The following is a 20,552-nucleotide window of genomic DNA, read 5'->3' as shown; positions in this document are numbered from 1 at the left end:
AAGTTTTCGGAAACTTGCGACGAATGTGTGCCGGTGTCAGCGCGAGACGCGCTCGCCTCCGATCCAGGTTTCCCGCAGGAGGCCGCCGCCGATCCAGTAACACAATTCGGCAAGGTGGCTGATGTTCCAGATCGCCAGGTCCGCTCGCTGTCCCACCAGTAAACGGCCCCGGTCGTCGAGGCCAAGGGCGCGCGCGGCGTTGACGGTCGCGCCGCGCAGGGCCTCCTCGGGCGTGAGGCGGAAGAGGGTGCAGGCCATTCCCATCGCCATGCGCAGCGATAGAAGCGGCGATGTCCCGGGATTGAGGTCGGTGGCGACGGCCATGGGCACGCCATGGCGGCGGAAGGCATCGACCGGCGGCGGGCGCGTGTCGCGCAAGGCGTAGTACGCGCCGGGCAACAGCACGGCCACGGTGCCGGCATCGGCCATGGCGCGGACGCCGTCGTCACCGGTCCATTCGAGGTGGTCGGCGGAGAGACCCCCGTAGCGGGCCACCAGTGCCGCGCCGCCCAGGTCGGACAGTTGCTCGGCATGCAGCTTCACCGGCAGGCCGAGGGCCGTGGCCTTGTCGAACAGCCGCCGGGTTTCCGCAGGGGTGAAGCCGATGCCCTCGCAGAAAGCATCCACCGCGTCGACCAGCGCCTCCTCGGCGAGCGAAGGCAGCATGATGTCGCACACCAGCGCGACGTAATCGTCGCGGCGGCCGGCATATTCCGGAGGCAAGGCGTGCAGGCCCAGGAAGCTCGTGCGTACGTCCATGCCGAGTGCTTCGCCGATGCGCCGGGCCACGCGCAGCATGCGCCGCTCCGCCTCGGGCTCCAGCCCATAACCCGATTTGATCTCCAGCGTGGTGACGCCATCGGCCAGCAATGCACGTGCCCTTGGCAACGATTGGCGCAGCAAGTCGTCCTCGCTGGCGGCGCGCGTGGCGCGCACGCTGGAAACGATGCCGCCGCCCGCGCGCGCGATCTCTTCGTAGGTGGCGCCCTCCAGCCTTTGTTCGAATTCCTGGGCGCGATCGCCGCCGAACACGAGGTGCGTGTGGCAATCGATGAGCCCGGGAGTCACCCAGCACCCGGGCAGCGACTCCACGCGATGCGCGAGGGCATGCGGTTCGCCCGGCAGGTCGTGGCGTGTCCCGGCGAAGACGATGCGGCCGTCGCGCCAGGCGATGGCGCCGTGCTCGATGGCGCCATACGCCAAGCCGTTATCGGCAAGCGTGGCGAGGCCGACGTCAAGCAGGAGATGGTCCCAGCGAGGATCCGGTGTCATGGCGTGTGCGGCTCCACGGGAAGGGCTTCGATGTCACCGGTCGTCTTGCTCGCGGGCGGCGCGCCCCTTCGGGCACGCTCTTCCTCGTATTGCGCGACGAGGTTCTCGGCGAGAGCCTTGTACACCGGCGTCCTGCACACCAGGCTCGACATGGCGCGGGCGAGCAGGCATGCGGCCATGATCGGCAGAGCCATCTGCCGGTTCGCCGTCAGTTCCAGCGAGATGACCGCCGCGGTGAGTGGCGCCTGGGTCACGCCCGCCAGGTAGGCGGCCATGCCGAGCAAGACCACCGAGGAGACGTCCGAGCCGGGCAGTAGATGGGCGATGTTGCTGCCGAGTCCCGCGCCGACAGCGAGGGCCGGCGAGAAGATGCCGCCCGGAATGCCGGCCCATGACGAGGCGATGTTGCCGAGGAATTTCAGCGCGCCGAAGAACGGCCCGGTGTCGCCGTGCCCTTGCAGGATGTCGCGCGCCTGCGCGTAACCGGTTCCGTAGAGCCCATTGGCGCTGAGCAGGCTGAGCAGCACCAGCGCGAGGCCGCAGGCGGCGGCGAAGACCACCGGCTGACGCGCCCGCACACGGCCCATCAGCCCACGGAACCCGCCGGTCGCGGGCACGATCAGGCGCGCGAACAGGCCGCCCGCCAGGCCGCCGACGACGCCGGTCAGCAGCACCGCGATCCACGCGCGGCCGAGGGGGAGCGTCGCGGTGACGTCGCCGAAATACGCGTAGTTGCCGACGATGCCGAGCGACACGACACCGGCCACGATCACCGCCGTCAGCAACGTGCCGCTCATGCGATGTTCGAACGTCCCGGACATTTCCTCGATGGCGAACACCACGCCCGCCAGCGGCGTGTTGAAAGCGGCGGCGAGACCCGCGGCCGATCCGGCCAGGATGAAGCGTCCCGCGGCAGTGGGATCGGCGAAGCCGAAGCGCCGCCCCATCGAATACAGCAAGCCCGCGCCGACGTGGACGGTGGGGCCTTCGCGGCCGACGGAGGCGCCACCGAGCAGGGCCGCCAGCGTGAGGGCCATCTTGCCCAGCGCGACCTTCAACGAAAGGATGCGCGAGCGGAACGCCTCGTCTTCCACCTTCAGGGCCGCTATCGCCTGGGGAATGCCGGAGCCGCGCGTGGCCTTGAGCGCGCCCTGGGTCAGCCAGCAGAGCAACGCGAACATCGCCGGCGTCACCAGCAGCGGTACCCACCATCCATGCGACGCCACGCGACGGAACACTTCGAAAGCGTAGTCGGCCGCCTTGGCGAAGAGCACGGCGGACAGGCCCACGACGATGGCGCCGACCCAGAACAGGATGCGCCGGCGCCATTGCCGTGGCGACAGCCACTCGTGGCGTGCCAGTTCGCGCAGCCTGTCCAGCGAAGCGTTCGCGCCACGCGGTGAAGGTGCATCCGGTGGTGGCGTGCTCATCGGACGTCCGTCGAGCGCGTCCAGCGCACCTGGTAAAGGTCGTAGCGGCGATCTTTCAGGTTCTGCACAGCTCCGGAGTTTCGCGCGCGCGCGAGGTTTTCCAGGCGCAGGTCGGCGAACAGCACGGTCTCGATGTTCGGCGTGGAGTCGGCGGCGATGCCGTCGCGCGCGAACGGGAAGTCGCTCGGCGTGAGGATGCAGCTCTGCCCGTACTGGATGTCGAAGTTGTTCACGCCGGGCAGGTTGCCGACATTGCCGGAGAGAACCACGTAGCACTGGTTCTCGATGGCGCGCGCCTGCGAGCAGTAGCGCACGCGCAGGTAACCTTCACGCACGTCCGTGCAGAACGGCACGAACAGGATCAGCGCGCCCTGGTCGGTGAGGTGGCGCGCCACCTCCGGGAACTCCGAGTCGTAGCAGATCATCACGCCGATGGGGCCGCAATCGGTCTGGATGGTGGCCGCCGAATCGCCACCCGTGATGTTCCAGACGTTGCGTTCACTGGGCGTGGGGTGCAGCTTTTCACGCTCGTGGATCGAACCGTCGCGCAGGCACACGTAGCAGACGTTGTGGATATCGCCATTGGGTTGGCGCGTGGGATGCGACCCGCCGACGATGTTGATGTTGTAGTGGACGGCGAGGCGGTGGAACAGCGCCTTGACCTCGTCCGTGTATTCGGAGAGGCGGCGGATCGAATCCACCGGAGACAGCTCCGCGTTCTCGATCGAAAGCAGCTGCAGCGTGATCAGTTCCGGGAAGGCGACGAAATCGGCGTCGTAATCCGCAGCGATGTCGACGAAATACTCGACCTGGGTCGCGAATTCCTCGAACGAGCGGATCCGCCGCTGCTGGTATTGCACCGATGCCACGCGTACCGAATCCGGCAGGCGATGGCTCTGCGACACGCGCGGCATGTCCGGCTGGTCGAGCAGGTGCGGATTGCGCCAGACCAGATGCGCGGCGTAGCCCAGCGATTCATGGTCGGAGGGTACGTACTCGCGAAGCAGGCCGATGACTTCGAAGCCGTTGCGTAACTGAAAGCTCAGCGTCGGGTCGCGCCGGCTGCCGTCGACCACCGCTTGCACATAGGCCTCGGCACTGCCGTAGCGGCCGATTGCGCGGGCCAGGCCCGGCATGCGTCCGCCGAAGACGATGCCACGCAGCTTCAGGTCGGTGCACAGGCGCTTGCGCGCGAGGTACAGCCGCTGGCCGATGCGCATGCCCCGGTAATCGGGATGGACCACCACTTCCATGCCGTAGAGCCAGTCGCCCTTCGGATCGTGCCGTGAAGCGAAGCCACCGCCGGTGATCTGCATCCAGGTGTGCGGCGCGAGCGCCAGCGCCTCGTTGATGCGGAACGTGGCGCAGAAACCTACGAGCTTGCCCTCGTACTCGACCACGAACTGCCCTTCGGGGAAGTGGGTCTGCTGGCCTTGCAACATTTCCGCGGAGTGACCCCATTCGGCCGTATACACGCGGGCGGTCAGGGCGACCAGTTCGGGCACGTCGCTGGGGCGCGCCAGGCGAAGCAGCAGCTTCGGGGGATGTGCGGCGTTCGTCTCGTTCATTGGCCCATTATGCCCCGCCATGCACAGGTGGGAGCCGGCCCTGCCGGCGATTGGTACCATGCAGGCATCCCACCCCCAAGGACACGCCATGTCGACCACCGCGTTCAGCGCCGACTTCTTCTGGCAGGAAGGCGCGTGGCGCACCGGGGATGCCCCGCTCGCCGTGGCCGGCCGGCGCTTCGCCGTGGCCACCGGCGCCGCCGAGCGCGCCGGCCGCTTCGTGCTCCCTGGCATGCCTAACCTCCACTCACATGCCTTCCAGCGCGCCATGGCGGGGCTGGCCGAGCGCAGGGGCCCCGGCGAGGACAGCTTCTGGACGTGGCGCGAAACGATGTACGCGTTCGCCGAAGCGATCGATCCCGACGACCTCAAGGCGATCGCGACACAGCTTTACGTGGAGATGGTGAAGGCCGGTTACACGCAGGTCTGCGAGTTCCACTATCTGCACCACGGGCCGCGTGGCGTGCCCTACGCCGATCCCGCGGCGATGTCGCTGGCGCTCATGGAAGCGGCGAAGGAAGCGGGCATCGGCCTCACGCTGCTGCCGGTGCTTTACATGTCCGGCGGCTTCGACGGCCGCCCGTTGAACGAGCGGCAGCAGCGCTTTCGACACGACGTGGGCGGATTCGTCAGTCTGCTGGAGCGGCTGGCGCCGATGCAGGACGATATGTTTTCCCTCGGCATCGCGTTGCATTCGTTACGTGCCGTGCCTGAGGAAGCCATGCGCGCGCTCCTCGCGACGGGCATCGCGCGGGGCCTCCCCGTGCACATCCATATCGCCGAGCAGATCGGCGAAGTGCAGGATTGCCTCGCCGTGCGAGGTGCCCGCCCCGTCGAATGGCTGCTCGACCACGCCGACGTCGGTCCGCAGTGGACCCTTGTGCACGCGACCCACCTCACCGGGCATGAAACCGATCGCCTCGCCCGGAGTGGCGCGGTCGCGGGACTGTGTCCGACCACCGAGGCCAACCTGGGCGACGGACTGTTCCCGCTGGCCGCCTTCATCGATGCCGGCGGCACCTTCGGCATCGGCTCGGACTCGCACATCTCGGTCTCGCCGGTGGAGGAACTTCGCTGGCTCGAATACGGGCAGCGCCTGCTCACGCGGCATCGCAACGTCGCGGCCCGGCGCCCCGAGGAAAGCGTGGGCACGGCGCTCTGGCAACGTGCATTGCATGGCGGAGCGCGCGCCGGGGGCATCGACGTGGGCCGTCTGTCTCCCGGCGCACGCGCCGACCTGCTCGTTCTCGATGACCGTTCGCCCTTGCTTGCGGCGCGCGAGGAGGCGGACGTCGTGGATAGCTTCCTGTTCGCGGGTAACACGCCGCTGGTGCGCGATGTCATGGTGGGCGGGCAGTGGCGCGTACGCGACTTCGTGCATACGGCGGAGACGTCCGCCGCGCAGGCTTACCGGGTGGTGGTCGAGAGGTTGGCGGCGGCCTGACCCACGGGGCCGGAGGGGCATTTTGGCTTGCCGTAGAGGCCTTCCGCCGCGGGCTCATTCTTCTTCGCGGCTTCGGACGAGGCGTAGATCGTCACGCCCAGGTCGCAATGATTTTCGCGCAGGGTAAAGCGCAGGGTGTCCATGCGTGTCGGCGGTTCGTCGTCGAGCGAACACGTGCTGCCGGAAGCCAGGCGCACCGTCACGCTATCACCTTCGGATGCCAGCACGTCGAAGTGGACGTTCTTGCAGCCTTTCCAGCTCAAGGTGTCCTTGCCGATGCTGAGCATGCGCAGGCCGGCGAAGGCGTTGCTGTAGGGTTCCCAATCGCCGGCGAGCCAGGTGGGCGCGGGCTGGGTGGTGGCGGACATGAGGGCCAGGGCTAGCAGGGTGTTCATATGGAAACCTGTGTCTGTCGCTTCGTTGGTATCGCCGACAGGGTCGGCTCCCACCAGGCATCGCATTCTGCAAGGGTGGGTGGGGCCCATCAAGCATCGCATTCTCCGAAGCCTGGTGGGAGCCGACCCTGTCGGCGATGGGTGCTTGCATCGAACTCCGGATCATGCTCTATTCGACCCATGATTCGCCTCACCGCCAATAACGCCAATACCAATAATGCCCGGAACCTCGGGAGGGTCGGCGTGTAGGCGGTTGCAAGTGAAACCACCGGTACACCAAAGGCCCGCCCTCACCAGGCGGGCCTTTTTCTTTGCGCGTTTTCCTCATCGGGAGAGTGGTCCATGTGTTCGATCTTCGGGATGTTCGGTCTCGCCGCTGGCGACGACCTTGTCGCCTTGCGTACGCGGGCGATGGAGCTTTCGCAACGACAGCGCCATCGTGGGCCGGACTGGAGCGGTGTGTATGTCGATGACGGCGCGATCCTCGTTCACGAGCGCCTCGCCATCGTCGATCCCGCCAGCGGCGCGCAACCGTTGCGCTCGCCCGAAGGCGATCTCGCGCTGGCCGTGAACGGAGAGATCTACAACCACCGCGAACTCCGTGCGGCCAGCGATTACGCCTTCACCACCGGCTCGGATTGCGAAGTGATCAATGCGCTCTACCGCGAGCACGGTGCCGGTTTCCTCGACAAGCTCAACGGTATCTTCGCCTTCGCACTGTGGGACGCCGGCAAGCGCCGCTTCCTCATCGCCCGCGATCCGCTCGGCGTTTGCCCGTTGTACTGGGGGCATGACAGGGAAGGGCGCCTGTGCGTCGCCTCCGAGATGAAATCGCTGGTCGGCGTGTGCGCGGATGTAGCGTCGTTCCCGCCGGGGCACGTGTACGACAGCGAGCGCGGCGAGGCGGTGGCGTACTGGACACCCCACTGGCGTGATTACGACGCGACCCGAGGCAAGTCGATCGAGCCCGCCGCCCTGCGCGCCGCATTCGAGGCGGCCGTGCATCGGCAGATGATGACCGACGTGCCTTATGGCGTGCTGCTTTCAGGTGGCCTGGATTCCTCGCTGGTCGCCGCGGTGGCCGCGGGATTCGCGCGCCGCCGCATCGAGGAGGACGACCGTGGCGAGGCGTGGTGGCCACGCCTGCATTCCTTCGCGATCGGACTGGAAGGCTCGCCCGACCTGAAAGCCGCCGAGATCGCCGCCGAAGCCCTCGGCACCGTGCACCACGGGTTCCGCTATACCTTCGAGGAAGGTCTCGACGCGCTACCGGAAGTGATCCGCCACATCGAGACCTACGATGTCACCACGATCCGCGCTTCCACGCCCATGTTCCTGCTCGCGCGGCGGATCAAGGCGATGGGGGTGAAGATGGTGCTCTCCGGAGAAGGTTCGGACGAGGTGTTCGGCGGTTATCTCTATTTCCACAAGGCGCCCTCGGCGCGTGCGTTCCACGAGGAAACGATCCGCAAGCTCGACGCGCTGCACTATTACGATTGCCTGCGTGCGAACAAATCGATGTCGGCATGGGGTGTCGAGGCACGCGTGCCTTTCCTCGACACCGAATTCCTGGAGACCGCCATGTCGTTCGATGCGGAAGCGAAGATGGTGGCGCGCAAGGGCATCGAGAAGGGCATCCTGCGCGAGGCCTTCCAGGGCGCGCTCCCGGAATCGATCCTCTGGCGGCAGAAGGAGCAATTCAGCGACGGCGTGGGTTATGGCTGGATCGACGGCTTGAAGGCGCATGCGGAAACGATGGTCACCGATCGCGAATTCGCCGCGGCCGCCGCCCGTTTCCCGCTGAACCCGCCGGCCACCAAGGAAGCCTTCTTCTACCGCACGCTGTTCGAGAAGCACTTCCCCGGCGAGGCCTGCGCGGCCACGGTACCCGGCGGCAAGTCGATCGCGTGCTCGTCACCGGCGGCGCTGGCCTGGGACCCCGCCTTCGCCGCCGCGGCCGATCCCTCCGGCCGCGCCGTCCGCGGCGTACACCAGGAGGCCCTCCCAGCCTGATCCAGGCCGATGGCAGCCTGCCCCAATGTCGGTGGCAGGCTGGCCAACGCTCGGTGGCAGGCTGGCCAATGCCTGGTGGGAGCCGACCCTGTCGGCGATGGGTGCTCGCCGAAGCCCCACCAGCCATGCGGTGAACGCCCCGATTTGTTAGAATTCACCGCTTTAGCCGGCGCGTCCCGCGCCCGCACCACCAGGCATGCCAACCATGATCGAGACCAATCCGATCCTCGCGCAGATCGCGGACCTCAGGGGCCGTGTCGAGTCGCTTAGGGGGTACCTTTGACTACCCTGTCAAGAAAGAACGCCTAGAAGAAGTCAATCGCGAACTGGAAAGCCCCACCGTCTGGGACGACCCCAAACGCGCGCAGGAACTGGGTCGCGAGCGCGCCCAGCTCGATGGCATCGTCACCGGCATCGACGAGATGACCGGCACCCTCGACGATTCGAAGGAACTGCTCGAGATGGCCGCCGCCGATGGCGACGAGGCCACCGTGCAGTCGATCGTCGCCGACCTGAACAAGGTCGAAGCCCGCGTGGGCAAGCTCGAATTCCAGCGCATGTTCTCCGGCGAGCTCGACTCGGCGGCCGCCTTCGTCGACGTGCAGGCCGGTGCCGGCGGCACGGAAGCGCAGGACTGGGCCGAAATGCTGCTGCGCATGTACCTGCGCTGGGCCGAGTCGCGCGGCTGGAAAACCGAATTGATGGAAGTCAGCGCGGGTGAAGTCGCGGGCATCAAGTCCGCCACCTTCCGCGTGGAGGGCGATTACGCCTACGGCTGGCTCAAGACCGAGATCGGCGTGCACCGCCTGGTCCGCAAGAGCCCGTTCGACTCCGACAATCGCCGGCACACCAGCTTCACCTCGGTGTTCGTCTCCCCGGAAGTGGACGACGACATCGAGATCGACATCAATCCGGCCGACCTCAGGACCGACGTCTACCGCTCGTCCGGCGCCGGTGGCCAGCACGTGAACAAGACCGAATCGGCGGTGCGCATCACGCACGTGCCAACCAACACGGTCGTGGCCTGCCAGACCGAACGCAGCCAGCATGCCAACCGCGACCGCGCGATGAAGATGCTCAAGGCCAAGCTGTACGAGCTTGAAGTGCAGAAGCGCAATGCCGAGAAGGACGCGCTGGAAGCGACCAAGTCCGACATCGGCTGGGGCAGCCAGATCCGCAACTACGTGCTCGACCAGTCCCGCATCAAGGACCTGCGCACGGGCATCGAACGCTCGGATACGCAGAAGGTGCTCGACGGCGACCTCGACGAATTCGTCGAAGCGAGCCTCAAGGCCGGCCTCGAAGCCGGTTCGAAACGCCTCGACGCCTGATCCACGCCGGGGCGCGACAGCGCCCCCGTTTCCTACCCAAGAAGCCGCCAATCCACGCCATGACCGAAAACGCCAACGCAGAAGCCTCCGCCATCGCCGCCGACGAGAACCGCCTCATCGCCGAGCGACGCGAGAAACTGAAAGCGCTGCGCGCGCAGGGCATCGCCTATCCGAACGACTTCAAGGTCGACAGCTTCGCGGGTGACCTTCAGGCCGAATTCGCCGACAAGGACGCCTGGACCGCGGAGGCCATCGAGGCCGCTCCGCGCCGCGTCGCCGTCGCCGGCCGCATCATTCTCATGCGCGGGCAGGGCAAGGTCAGCTTCGTGCAGATGCAGGACGGCACGGGCCGCGTCCAGTTGTTCGTCCATCAGGGCACGCTGGGCGAGGAAGCCTATGAGACCTTCAAGCGCTGGGATCTCGGTGACATCGTCGGCGCCACGGGCGTGCTCATGCGCACCAAGACCGGCGAACTTTCGGTCAAGGTCGATACCATCCGCCTGCTGACGAAGTCGTTGCGCGGCCTGCCCGACAAGCACCACGGCCTGGCCGACGTGGAGCAGCGCTATCGCCAGCGCTATGTCGACCTCATCGTCACCGAGGAGTCGCGCCGCACGTTCGCGCTGCGCTCGAAGATCATCAGCCACGTGCGCCGCTGGCTCGAGGCCGAGCCGCGCCGCTTCATGGAAGTGGAAACGCCGATGATGCACGTCATCCCCGGCGGCGCTACGGCGCGTCCGTTCACCACCCACCACAATGCGCTGGACATCCCCTTGTTCCTACGCGTGGCGCCAGAGCTGTACCTCAAGCGCCTCGTCGTCGGCGGCTTCGACCGCGTCTACGAGATCAATCGCAACTTCCGCAACGAGGGCGTGTCCACGCGGCACAACCCCGAGTTCACGATGCTCGAGCTGTACCAGGCCTACGCCACGTACCACGAGATCATGGACATCACCGAGGGCATGATCCGTTCCGCGGCCACCGACGTGGTCGGCGACACGGTCATCGAATGGGACGGCGCCATGGTCGATCTCGGCCCGGCGTTCCGCCGCTGGCGCATGGAAGATGCCGTCCTCGAACTCAATCCCGAGATCAAGCCAGGCGAACTGCGCGATCGGGAGGCCATGGCCGCTCACGCGAAGCGCCTGGGCATCCACGTGAAGCCCTCTTACGGTTGGGGCAAGTTGCTGCTGGAGGTCTTCGAGGCCACCGTCGAGCACACCCTGATCCAGCCCACCTTCATCACCGACCATCCGGTCGAGGTCTCGCCGCTGGCGCGCGAGAGCGATACGGACAAGGGCATCACCGACCGTTTCGAGTTGTTCATCAACGGCAAGGAGATCGCCAACGGCTTCTCCGAGCTCAATGATTCCGAAGACCAGGCCGCTCGCTTCCAGGCCCAGGTGGATGCGAAGGATGCCGGCGACGACGAGGCCATGCACTACGACGCCGATTACATCCGCGCACTCGAGGTCGGCCTGCCACCCACCGGCGGCCTCGGCGTGGGCATCGACCGCCTCGTCATGCTGCTGACCGGCTCGTCGTCCATTCGCGATGTGCTGCTCTTCCCGACCATGCGTCCCGAGGCCTGATCCAGCCCCGTTATCCGGAGATTTCCATGTGGTATGCCATCGTCGCCCTCGACCATCCGAACTCGCTAGAAAAGCGCGTGGCCGCGCGTCCTGCGCATCTCGCCCGGTTGAAGGCTTTGCTCGATGAAGGACGCCTCAAGCTGGCAGGCCCGTTTCCGGCCATCGATGCCGAGGATCCGGGCGAGGCCGGTTTCGACGGAAGCATGATCATCGCCGAGTTCGGCGATCTCGCGGCCGCGAAGAGTTGGGCCGATGTCGATCCTTACGTCGAGGCCGGCGTTTATCGCGAAGTGACGGTCCGCCCGTTCCGCGTGACCCTGCCATGACCGTCGAAAAAGTCGAGCGCATCCGCACCCTGCTGACCGAGGCCCTGGCTCCGGTCCAGCTGGATGTCATCGACGAAGGCCACAAGCACGCGGGCCATTCGGGCGAGGGCAAGGGTCATTTCCTCGCCCGCATCGTCAGCCCGGCCTTCGCTGGCAAGAACCCGATCCAGCGGCATCGCATGGTCTACGCGGCCCTGGCCGAGATGATGCCGGACGGCATCCACGCCCTGGCCATCGAGGCGAAAGCCCCCGGGGAACCATAATCTGGGCCAGGGGCCCCAACCTGGCCAGGGAAGCCATAACCTGGTGGGAGCCGACCCTGTCGGCGATGGGTGCTTGCCGCAACCCGGCCCGCTGCCGCGGGATCGCCGCTGAAGCGGCTCCCACCAGGTTATGGCTCCCACAAAGGCTGTGCTCATCGAGTCGGAAGGTGGTTTTCGGTAAAACAATGGGTTAGCGCTTTAACCTCATGCTACTTCGTGTATTGCGCACCCCGTCCCCCTTTGGCAAAGTGACCGATCAGCCAGGGGGAGGCTCCGAACGGGAGCCCACGGCCGCGTCCCAACGGAAAACATAATGCGTCTGACCACGATCAAGCTGGCGGGATTCAAGTCCTTCGTCGACCCCACCACGCTGCACCTGCCCACCAACATGACCGGCGTCGTCGGCCCGAACGGCTGCGGCAAGTCGAACATCATCGACGCCATTCGATGGGTGATGGGTGAATCGGCCGCCAGCCGCTTGCGTGGCGATTCGCTCACCGACGTCATCTTTTCCGGTTCGAGCGCGCGCAAACCGGTGGGCCAGGCCACGGTCGAACTGATCTTCGACAATAGCGACGCCACCATCCAGGGCGAATACGCCAGCTTCGCCGAGATCTCGGTGAAGCGCGTGGTCAGCCGCGACGGCCAGTCCGCCTATTTCCTCAACGGTGCGCGTTGCCGCCGGCGCGATATCACCGATCTCTTCCTCGGTACGGGCCTCGGCCCTCGTTCCTACTCGATCATCGAGCAGGGCATGATCAGCCAGATCATCGAGGCCGCCCCCGAGGAACTGCGCACCCACCTGGAGGAAGCCGCCGGCATCTCCAAGTACAAGGAGCGCCGCAAGGAAACCGAGAGCCGCATCAAGTCCACGCGCGAGAACCTCGACCGCGTGCGCGACGTGCGCGACGAGGTCGAGAAACAGCTCGACCACCTGAATCGCCAGGCCCGCGCCGCCGAGCGCTGGAAAGCGTTCAAGGAAGAACACACCCGCCGCGAGGCCGAGTTGCGCGCGCTGGAATACCGCACGCTGCATCGCCGCCATGAGGGCGAGGGCTCCGGCCTGCGCGAGGCCGAGTTGGAGATCGAGAAACACCTCGCCACGCAGCGCCAGGTCGAGGCGCAGCTGGAGAGCGTGCGCGAGCGCCACCAGGGCGCCAGCGAACACATGAACCAGGTGCAGGCCGATGTGTACAAGGTCGGCGCCGAGATCGCTCGCGTCGAGCAACAGGTACGGCACAACCGCGATCTCAGCGAGCGCCTTACGCGTTCGCGAGCCGATGCCGAACGGGAATACGAGGAACTGCTGGGCCATATCGGCGCCGACCGGGAGCAGATCGAGGCCTTGCGCATGGCGCTGGCCGAAGGCGAGCCGAAACTGGAAGCGTTGCAGCAGATCCAGGACGAGACGGGCGAGGCGCAGCGCGCGACGGAAGCCAAGCTCGCCGACTGGCAGCAACGTTGGGACACGCATACGCGTGGCGCTTCCGAATCCAGCCGCGCAGCCGAAGTGGAGCGCACCAAGCTGGCCTACCTCGACCGTCAGGCGGTCGACCTGTCCAAGCGCCGCGAGGCGCTCGAAGCCGAACAGCGCGCCACCGACGTCGCCGCGCTCGATGCGGCCGCCGAACAACTGGACACCGAACACGAGACCCAGCGTGAACGCGTGGAGCAACTCGGCGGCGTGCTCGACCAGCACAAGGTCGCCTACGAGCGCGTGCTCGACGAAGAGCGTCAGGTGCAGTCGGCGTTGAACGACGCACGCCAGCAATTGCAGACCGCACGCGGCCGCCAGGCCTCGCTGGAAGCCTTGCAAAGCGCGGCGCTGGGCCAGGAAGAAACCGCCGCCAGCGGCTGGCTGGCCCGCCTGGGTCTGGACCGCTCGCGCCGCCTCGGTGAATCCCTGCAAGTGGACGCCGGTTACGAATCCGCCGTGGAAACCGTGCTGGCCGGCGTGCTCGACGGCGTGCTGGTCGACGCCCCGGATGCGCTGACGCCGGAATTCGAGGCGCTGGGCCAGGCCGACGTCGCCTTGTTCGCGCGCGAGCAAGGCGGTCCCGGCAGCGCCGGCACGCTGGCAGCCCATGTACGTGGCCCGCTCGCCGCGGTGAACCTGCTCGGTCATGTCTTCGTGGCCGATTCGGTCGAGGAAGCCGCCTCGCGGCTCGCCTCGCTGGCGCCGCACCAGTCGGTGATCACCCGCGATGGCGCCTGGATGGGCCCGGGCTGGGCCCGCGTGCTGCGCGCGCAGGGCAACCAGGTAGGCGTGCTCGCCCGCGAGCGCGACATCCGCCAGCTCGCCGAACAGATCGAGACGCTCGAGGCTTCCATCGAGGAACGCACCGAGCAGCTGGAAACCCTGCGTGCCCGCAAGTTCGAGACCGAGCGCCTGCGCGACGATGCGCAGCGCGACCTCTACGCCGCGCACCGCCGGCTTTCCGAACTGGCCGGTCAGTTGCAGAGCCATCGCGGCAAGATGGAAACGGCTCGTGCCCGTGCCGAGAAAGTCGGTGGCGAGATCTCGGTCATCGTAGAGCAGCTCGACGAACTCGAGGGGCAGACCCGCGAGGCGCGCGCCCGTCTCGACGAGGCGGTGGGGCACATGGGCGACCGGGAAGACGAGCGCCGTGGCCTGGAGAACGAACGGCGCGAATTGCTCGAGGCACGCGAGGAAGCGCGCATCAACGCGCGCGAGGCAGCCGACCAGGCGCACCAGCTCGCGTTGAGCATGGAATCCAAGCGTTCCGCGCTCGGTTCGCTGGAACAGGCGCTGGGCCGCCTCGATACGCAGCTTCGCCAGGTGGTGGCTCGCCGCGACGAGATCGACCAACAGCTCGCCGCCGGATCCGACCCCATCGCCGAGCTCGAGGCCGAGCGGCAGACCTACCTCGACCAGCGCCTGCTGGTCGACAAGCAGTTGGTGGAAGCGCGGCGCGCCCTGGAAGACTGCGACGCCGAATTCCGCCGCCTGGAGCAAGAACGCCAGCGCATCGAGCACGTGCTGAACCAGGTGCGCGAGAGCGTGTCGGAGAAGCGTCTCGCGGCTCAGGCACTGCAATTGCGCGCGGAACAGCTTGCCGAAGCCATCGCCGCCTCCGGGCTCGAACTGGAGGCCTTGCTCGCCGAACTCGCCGAAGATGCCGAGCCGGAACGTTGGCAGCAGCAGTTGGTCGATCTTTCACAAAAGATCGCGCGCCTGGAGCCGGTCAACCTTGCGGCCATCCAGGAACACGCCGAGCAGTCGCAGCGCAAGGAATACCTCGATGCGCAACTGACCGATCTCGCCAGCGCTCTCGAAACGCTCGAAGGCGCGATCAAGAAAATCGATCGCGAAACGCGCCAGCGCTTCAAGGAAACCTTCGACCGCGTCAATGCGGGCGTGCAGGAACTGTTCCCACGCCTGTTCGGTGGTGGCCATGCGTATCTCGAACTCACCGGCGAAGACCTTCTCGATACCGGCGTGGCGATCATGGCCCGGCCTCCCGGCAAGCGCGTGTCCAACATCACGCTGCTTTCCGGCGGCGAGAAGGCGCTGACCGCGGTGTCCCTGGTGTTCGCGATCTTCGGACTCAATCCCGCGCCGTTCTGTCTCCTGGACGAGGTGGACGCACCGCTGGACGAGGCCAACGTGGGCCGCTTCTCGGCCATGGTCCGCGAGATGAGCGAGAAGGTGCAGTTCATCTTCGTGAGCCACAACAAGGCCACCATGGAAGCCGCGCACCAGCTCTGTGGCGTTACCATGCGCGAACCAGGCGTATCGCGTCTCGTCCAGGTCGACCTGGCCGAGGCGACCAAGCTCGTCGGCGTCGCCTAAGCATCACATCCAAGGAATCGAACCATGAATCCCGCCATCGGCCTCGCCTGGAATCCCGCAGTAGGCATCCCGATGCTCTTCGTCGGCATCGTCGCGCTCGTGTTGCTCTGGCTGTTCGGTCAGCCCCGCAAGGAACAGGGGCGCCGCAAGCCGTTGCAGGAACAGCCCGAGCGCGCGCGCGAGCGCCGCGAGCCGGTGTTCGGCGACGAGCGGGACGAAGGGGAGGCCGATGCCGGGGAATCGTTCAGTGCGCGTGACGAGGACGCCGGCGATCCGCTGTTCAGCCCCAAGGCGACACAAGGCGAACTCGATGTCGACCTGCGTGCCGAACTGGAACGACTGGGCGCCTCTCTGGCGGGCGAGCGGACGGCGTCGGCCGCTCCGGTGATGAAGGACGAGCCCGCCAACCGCGGCCCGTCCGCGCGAATCGATCCGCGGCTGGACCTGCCTTTCGAGACCGATGAACCCGCGTTCCATGCCGCCGCTCCGGTCCCGGCTCCCGCATCGGCCCCGGCTCCGACTCCCGCACCGGCGGCTCCGCCGAAGGCGCCGCCCCGTTCCGACCTGGGCCGCCGGCCGCCGCATGCGCCGGTCGAGCGCATCGTCAGCCTGTATGTCGTTTCCCGCGAGGGCAGCAAATTCAACGGTTCCGACCTGGTGGTCGCCGCTGAAAAGGCGGGCCTCGAGTTCGGCGACATGGGCATCTACCATCGCCTCGTCGACGGTCATCCGGAACACGGCCCCATCTTCAGCGTGGCGAACCTGGTCAAACCCGGCAATTTCGACATGGCGCGCATCGCGACGCTGCAGACCCCCGGCCTGTCCTTCTTCATGGCCTTGCCGGGGCCGGTGTCGGCCCTGGACGCGTGGGACGCGATGCTGCCCACGGCGCAGCGCCTCGCCGAATTGCTCGACGGCCTGGTCCTCGACGAGGAACGCAATGCCCTGGGTCGCCAGCGCATCGCGCACATGCGTGACGAATTGCGCGGCTGGGATCGCGGTCACGAAGGCGAAGAGATCAAGTTCGGCCAATAAGCATGTACACGCCGAAGGCATTCCTCGAAGAACGGCTGCCGGTGCTGCACGGAGCGATCCGCGAGATGGCCTTCGGTATGCTGGTGACGGCGGGCGAGGGCGGTATCGAGGCGTCGCATCTGCCCTTCGTACTGGCAGCGGACGAAGGCCCGTGGGGAACCCTTTACGCCCACGTGGCGAAAGGCAACGACCATGTCGCCCGTCACGCTGGCGAGGCCCTGGCGATCTTCGCGGGCCCACACGCTTACATCTCGCCGAACGGATACCCCGGCAAGGCCACGCATCATCGCGAGGTGCCGACCTGGAACTACATCGCGGTGCATGCCTATGGCGTGCCCGAAACCTTCGTCGACCCGGCGCGCCTTCGCGCCTTGCTCGTACGCCTGACCGGTCAATCCGAAACGGACGCGGCCCAGCCACGCCCATGGCGACTGGACGACGCGCCCGGCGATTACGTCGCCAGCATGCTCAAGGGCATCGTCGGCATCCGCATGCCCCTCGATCGCATCGAGGGAAAATGGAAGTTGGGACAAAACCGCACGGCGGAAGATCGCCAAGGTGCCGCGGCCCTGCTCGCCGAACGGACCGGCGACGACGAACAAGCCATCGCCCGGGCCATGCGATCGTTCGAAGGCTAGTGGTCCGGCTCCTGCCGGACCGCCCTTGCGGTGTGCATTCACACTGCCGCAACACCCCTCTGCGTCACTGTCGTGGTCTTCGCGTGCCCGGGTCATTGGCACGATGCATACATCCGGCCCGGCATGCTCGTCTCCATCTTCGAGGAACGCGAGTCACATGTCGGCCAGTCCGTGTGCGCCATTTCGCATTTATTACCTGCACCCGCTCCTGGCGGGGCCGCTGACCGCCTGGAACGCGTGGATCGAACACGCGGCGGCGCTCGGGTTTCGCCAGCTGCTTGTCGCGCCGCCCTTCGAGCCGTCGGCTTGCGGCGATGTCTTCGTGACACGCGACTTCGACCGGCTGCATCCGGCCCTCGGCGCGGACGGCGATGCCACGACGCGCCTTGCGCAGATCGCCAAGGCATGTCGTGCGCATGACCTGGAACTGTGGCTCGACCTGCCCCTGGATGAACTGGCTGCGGATGCGCCCGTGCGCCTGGAACATCCGGAGTGGTTCCGCGCGGTCGCCGCGCAACATGGCACGCCCGATCCACGGTGGACGCCGAGCGAAAGCGACAGTGCGAGGTGGCGGTTCAACGACCCAGGCGTGGTCGACGCGGCCTGCCAGTGGTGGATCGATCGCTTGCGCCGCTGGACGGCCGCGGGCGTCTCGGGATTCCGCCTGGTTCATCCGCAGCGTCTCGGTGCGGCCGTGTGGAAGACGCTGGCCGACACCGTGCGGACCGATGCGCCGCGCGTTGCATTCCTGGCGTGGACACCGGGACTCACGCCCGAGGAAGTGACTGCGTTGCGCGGCTCCGGTTTCGACGCGGTGGTCTCGTCGGCCAACTGGTGGGACTTCCGCGCGCCCTGGTTCGCGGAGGAGGCCGAACGTCTCGACACCTTGGCTCCCGTGCTCGCCTGCGCGGAAGCACCGTTCGCGACGCGGCTGGGCGACGAACTGGGCGAGGAGAACCAGTTGGATCGCGCGTATTGCCGCGCGATCGCCTTCAGCGCCACCTCGCCCGCGGGCTGGCTCATGCCGCTCGGTTTCGAATACGCCGCGCACGATGCCCTCGATCCACGACGCGGTCAGCCGGTGACGCCGGCAGCGATGGCGAAGGATGCGGTGCTCGACGTCACCGCGACCGTGAAAGCGGCGAATGCCGCGGTGGGCGAGCGCATGCCGGGACCGCCCTCGATCAGGACGGCGCATGGCGTGGCGATGTTCCTCACCGTCGACGGCGCCGATCCCCGCACCGCGGAACAAGCCACGCTCACGCTGGTGAACGCGTCGCTGGATCGCGAGGTGCCCGTCGCGGCGGCGGAAGCCCTGTCCGGCACCGCGGCGCATTTCGCGCCGTGGACCACGCCGGATGGTCGCAAGGTCTTCGACCAGGGCGACGGGGTGGCCCTGGCGCCCGGCGCGGTGCTGACCCTTCGGGGCACGCCATCGGCGCCGGCGAAGCGGAAGCTCGGCGCCACGGCGCAGAAGGAATTCCTGCAAGCCTCGACGCGCGCGCCCCGCGTGATCATCGAGGCGGTGACGCCGACGGTCGACGAAGGACGGTTCCCCGCCAAGCGCCTCGTTGGACAGCCCGTGACCGTCACGGCGGATATCTTCATGGACGGCCACGACGTGCTTTCGGCGCGCCTGCGATATCGCGCGCAGGACGAAAAGGCCTGGCGCGAGACGCCGATGACCTTCGTCGACAACGACATCCATACGGCCAGTTTCACGCCGACGCGGATCGGCCGTTACGAATTCCAGATCGAGGCATGGCACGACCCGTTCGCCACCTACCGGCACGAGATCGAAGTGAAGCACGCCGCCAAGGTACCTGTCGCCCTGGAACTGGAGGAGGGCAGGTTGCTGGTGGAAGCGCGCGCGAAGGACGCGGCCGGCCCGAAGGCGAAGGCGTTGCGCCATCTCGCCGCGGCGGTGGCCAAGGCGGAAGGAGATGACCGGCTGGAAATCCTGCTCGCCGACGGCACGCTGGAATTGATGACCGCGACCGACCCCCGAGAGCGTTCGAGCATGGCCGGTCCGTACGTTATCGAAGTGGATCGCCGGGAGGCCGGATTCGCGAGCTGGTACGAACTGTTCCCGCGTTCGATGACCGGCGCGAAGGAGAAGCACGGCACGTTTCGCGGCACGATCGCCCGCCTTCCCGCGATTCGCGACATGGGCTTCGACGTGCTGTATTTCCCGCCGATCCACCCGATCGGCACGGCGTTCCGCAAGGGACCGAACAATACGCTAAGCCCCGGCCCGAACGATCCGGGCAGCCCGTATGCCATCGGATCGCCGGAAGGCGGCCACACGGCGATCCATCCGCAGCTGGGCACGCTCGACGACTTCCGTGCGCTGCGCGATGCCGCCCACGCCCATGGCCTGGAACTGGCGCTGGATTTCGCGATCCAGTGCTCGCCCGATCATCCATGGTTGAAGGAACACCCCGAGTGGTTCGACTGGCGCCCGGACGGCAGCATCAAGTACGCGGAAAACCCGCCGAAGAAATACCAGGACATCGTCAATGTCGACTTCTACGCCGAAGGCGCGATTCCGTCGCTATGGCAGGCGCTATGCGACGTGGTGCTGTTGTGGGCGGCCGAGGGCGTGCGCACGTTCCGCGTGGATAATCCGCACACGAAACCCTTTCCGTTCTGGGAGTGGATGATCGCGCGGGTGCGTGCGAAATACCCGGATGTGCTGTTCCTTTCCGAGGCGTTCACGCGCCCCAAGCCGATGTACCGCCTGGCCAAGGTCGGCTTCAGCCAGTCGTACACCTATTTCACGTGGCGTAACTCCAAGCAGGAGTTCATCGACTACCTGACCGAGTTGACCACCACGCCGCCGAAGGATTTCTTCCGGCCGAACTTCTTCGTGAACACGCCGGACATCAACCCGTATTTCCTGCAGACCTCCGGGCGCCCGGGATTCCTTATCCGCGCCGCGCTGGCGACCACCTTGTCGGGTCTCTGGGGCATGTACTCCGGTTTCGAGATCTGCGAATCGGCACCGGTTCCCGGCAAGGAGGAATACCTGGATTCGGAGAAGTATGAAATCCGCGTCCGCGATTTCGACGCTCCCGGCAACATCGTGGCGGAGATCACGCAGTTGAACCGGATCCGCCGCGCGCACCCCGCCTTGCAGACGCACCTGGGCGTGCGCTTCCTCCCGGCGAACAACGACCAGGTGTTGTTCTTCGAAAAGCGGGCGGGCGACGACCTCGTCCTCGTGGCGATCAGCATGGATCCGTTCAACGCCCAGGCCGCCGACCTGAGCCTGCCGCTTGGCGACTGGGGACTTTCGCCGGATGCGCCGTTGGATATCCACGACCTTTTGCACAACCGATCCATCACCTGGCGCGGCTCGACACAGCATGTATGGCTCGGCCTAGGCCAGCCTTACGCGGTCTGGCACGTGCGGCTTCCGGGAGTCTGAT

General features: G+C 66.8%; 14 protein-coding genes. 10 read left to right on the top strand and 4 right to left on the bottom strand.

Translation table 11 applies throughout. From position 1 onward, the window contains the following. Positions 1–36: 36 nt before the first annotated feature. Genes hutI through QFZ41_RS02770 form a run of 3 tightly spaced genes read right to left on the bottom strand, consistent with a single transcriptional unit; the run spans position 37 to position 4,270 of the window. The gene (hutI, locus tag QFZ41_RS02780; protein ID WP_429197359.1) at positions 37–1,272 is read right to left on the bottom strand and encodes an imidazolonepropionase; all 1,236 of its coding nucleotides are present in this window, start codon (positions 1,270–1,272) and stop codon (positions 37–39) included. Next, positions 1,269–2,702 (bottom strand): chloride channel protein, encoded by a 1,434-nt coding sequence (locus QFZ41_RS02775; protein ID WP_429197358.1) that lies wholly within the window; start codon positions 2,700–2,702, stop codon positions 1,269–1,271. The genes hutI and QFZ41_RS02775 overlap by 4 nt, the downstream gene beginning before the upstream one ends. Then, a complete protein-coding gene (locus tag QFZ41_RS02770) occupies positions 2,699–4,270 on the bottom strand; it encodes a GNAT family N-acetyltransferase (protein ID WP_429197357.1) in 1,572 nt (523 codons plus the stop codon). Before QFZ41_RS02770 ends, QFZ41_RS02775 begins: the two co-directional genes overlap by 4 nt. 88 nt (positions 4,271–4,358) lie before the next feature. On the opposite strand from QFZ41_RS02770, the gene QFZ41_RS02765 reads away from it, so the two are divergent. Beyond that, positions 4,359–5,714 carry a formimidoylglutamate deiminase gene (locus QFZ41_RS02765; RefSeq protein ID WP_429197356.1) on the top strand — a complete coding sequence of 452 codons (1,356 nt, stop codon included), beginning with the start codon at positions 4,359–4,361 and terminating at the stop codon, positions 5,712–5,714. Here QFZ41_RS02765 and QFZ41_RS02760 read toward each other — a convergent pair. Beyond that, a complete protein-coding gene (locus QFZ41_RS02760; RefSeq protein ID WP_429197355.1) occupies positions 5,678–6,109 on the bottom strand; it encodes a hypothetical protein in 432 nt (143 codons plus the stop codon). The two genes, QFZ41_RS02765 and QFZ41_RS02760, sit on opposite strands and share 37 nt — an antisense overlap. A gap of 342 nt (positions 6,110–6,451) precedes the next feature. Here QFZ41_RS02760 and asnB point away from each other — a divergent pair, with 342 nt between their 5' ends. From asnB to QFZ41_RS02715, 9 genes are all read left to right on the top strand, one after another. Further along, entirely contained in the window at positions 6,452–8,122 is a 1,671-nt protein-coding gene (gene asnB, locus QFZ41_RS02755; RefSeq protein ID WP_429197354.1) for an asparagine synthase B, read from the top strand. Positions 8,123–8,327: 205 nt separating this feature from the next. Then, positions 8,328–9,453 (top strand): peptide chain release factor 2 gene (gene prfB / locus QFZ41_RS02750; protein ID WP_429197353.1). Its coding sequence is split into 2 segments (ribosomal slippage): positions 8,328–8,402 and positions 8,404–9,453, totalling 1,125 coding nucleotides; the frame shifts between segments, so codons are not numbered across the junction. Between the two features lie 59 nt (positions 9,454–9,512). Further along, positions 9,513–11,045: a lysine--tRNA ligase gene (gene lysS / locus QFZ41_RS02745; protein ID WP_429197352.1), complete on the top strand. Its 1,533-nt coding sequence runs from the start codon at positions 9,513–9,515 to the stop codon at positions 11,043–11,045. 26 nt (positions 11,046–11,071) lie between these two features. Continuing rightward, positions 11,072–11,371 (top strand): YciI family protein, encoded by a 300-nt coding sequence (locus QFZ41_RS02740; RefSeq protein WP_429197351.1) that lies wholly within the window; start codon positions 11,072–11,074, stop codon positions 11,369–11,371. After that, positions 11,368–11,634: a BolA family protein gene (locus QFZ41_RS02735; RefSeq protein WP_429197350.1), complete on the top strand. Its 267-nt coding sequence runs from the start codon at positions 11,368–11,370 to the stop codon at positions 11,632–11,634. The genes QFZ41_RS02740 and QFZ41_RS02735 overlap by 4 nt, the downstream gene beginning before the upstream one ends. A 313-nt stretch (positions 11,635–11,947) precedes the next feature. After that, complete coding sequence (gene smc, locus QFZ41_RS02730; protein WP_429197349.1) at positions 11,948–15,448, top strand: chromosome segregation protein SMC; 3,501 nt, start codon at positions 11,948–11,950, stop codon at positions 15,446–15,448. Positions 15,449–15,472: 24 nt separating this feature from the next. After that, positions 15,473–16,483 (top strand): cell division protein ZipA, encoded by a 1,011-nt coding sequence (gene zipA / locus QFZ41_RS02725; protein ID WP_429197348.1) that lies wholly within the window; start codon positions 15,473–15,475, stop codon positions 16,481–16,483. 2 nt (positions 16,484–16,485) lie between these two features. Then, the gene (locus QFZ41_RS02720; protein ID WP_429197347.1) at positions 16,486–17,121 is read left to right on the top strand and encodes an FMN-binding negative transcriptional regulator; all 636 of its coding nucleotides are present in this window, start codon (positions 16,486–16,488) and stop codon (positions 17,119–17,121) included. 157 nt (positions 17,122–17,278) lie between these two features. Then, entirely contained in the window at positions 17,279–20,551 is a 3,273-nt protein-coding gene (locus QFZ41_RS02715; RefSeq protein ID WP_429197346.1) for a maltotransferase domain-containing protein, read from the top strand. The last annotated feature ends 1 nt before the right edge of the window (position 20,552 follow it).

This window comes from Luteibacter sp. W1I16, assembly GCF_050434905.1.
In the GTDB taxonomy this organism is placed as follows: domain Bacteria; phylum Pseudomonadota; class Gammaproteobacteria; order Xanthomonadales; family Rhodanobacteraceae; genus Luteibacter.
Note: the sequence above shows the minus strand (reverse complement) of the source record. Positions and strands in the feature narration are given on the sequence as shown.